Genomic DNA, 1,328 nt, shown 5'->3' with positions numbered 1-1,328 from the left:
CCTGAGCGCGGCGTGAAATGCGCTCCGGGCTGGCGCCGGAAGACGGCTGTAGCCGCGCCACTGTTTTTCGAATCTGAACTCAGCGTTTGACCGCTCATCCAAAGTGCGGACCGCATCCAGCAGCAGAATTGCGGTGCTGGGGAGCCAGCCGGTGTGCCCTTGGACGTGAGAGATCAATTCAATAACTTCAGCAGGAAACCACAACCCATTTGGCGGGTAAGCCAGTGTTGGGCTGTTCCGCAGATCGAGAAGGGCTCTATTGTGCTTTTCGATGTCCATTCCATAATCCGCGGTGGCGGCGCATTCGATTTCAGCCGGGATCATGCTCCTGGCAATTGGGGTCAGCATCTCTTCTACTTCAGTCCGGTCTCGGGTGAGCAAGTCTTCCTCTGAAGGCCTGCAATCACCCGGCAGCAGGCAATGGTGCCTCAACCGTACGAACCCGTTCATCAATGCGGCCCGGACAGGCGGCGCTGCGGTCCGGAATTGTCTGCTGGAGCCCTCCCAGCGCCAGCTCAGATCCTGGACGTATTCCCGGCTCGCAAGCGCATTCATAGTCAAGACAGACGTGGCAGTCAGGAAGGCGTCGTGGTGGGCTTCGGGTGACACTGCCGCCATCCAAAGCGCGTCATTCGCGGCTTGTGAATCCCGCGTGCCGGAGGACGCGCCGGTTCCTTCAGGAATCCGGAAAATTCCTCCAGAAGGGCGTTGTCTCCCTGCGTGATCGGAGCAAGGGCTTCCGGCCCAGGTAACCTTTGCGCGCGGCTCAGATCGGCCAGGGCTTGGTGTGTTCTGAAGTCGAATAGATTCATTGGGCAAACACTTTGTGGGAGAAGCCGAAGTAATGCGCTGAAGCACATCACAATTATGGGGAGAGTTCCAGGGCGCGGCCGGGAGAAGGTGGAAATGTTGGCTTCCGGGCCGGTGCGGAGTATCCCGAAATTCCCGCCTTGCACCCCGCCGCTGTCTGGCTAGTCTCTGCGCCAATCCGGAGGGGCCGACATGATACTTGATCACCTGGCTGTGGCAGGCGAAACGCTGGAAGAGGCCGTAGCGCATACCGAAGAAGCCCTCGGCGTCCCGCTTGGTCCCGGCGGCGCCCATGCGCGCTATGGCACACATAACCGCCTCATTGGGCTGGAGGACGGGCTGTACCTCGAAGCCATCGCCATCGACCCCAATACCCGGCCGCAAGAGCAGCCGCGCTGGTTCAATCTCGACCGCTTCAAAGGTCCTGCACGGCTCAGCAATTGGATCCTGCGCAGCCAGGACCTGGAAGCGGAGAAACCCCTGCTGCCGCCCCATGCGCAGCGCCATGTGGCCATGCG

Annotated in this window: 1 protein-coding gene and 1 pseudogene; one reads left to right on the top strand and one right to left on the bottom strand. The window is 60.8% G+C overall.

The window, feature by feature from the left end:
• Positions 1–348, bottom strand: a pseudogene (locus tag A2I95_RS38685) (hypothetical protein); the annotation flags it as partial.
• Positions 349–1,002: 654 nt separating this feature from the next.
• Between A2I95_RS38685 and A2I95_RS38680 the strand changes: the two are divergent.
• A partial coding sequence (locus A2I95_RS38680; RefSeq protein ID WP_291737691.1) for a VOC family protein occupies positions 1,003–1,328 on the top strand: 326 nt, incomplete at its 3' end.

The sequence above is a fragment of the Leisingera sp. F5 genome, from assembly GCF_001593695.1.
The sequence above is the reverse complement of the archived record's forward strand: the minus strand, read 5'-3'. Positions and strand labels throughout refer to the sequence as shown.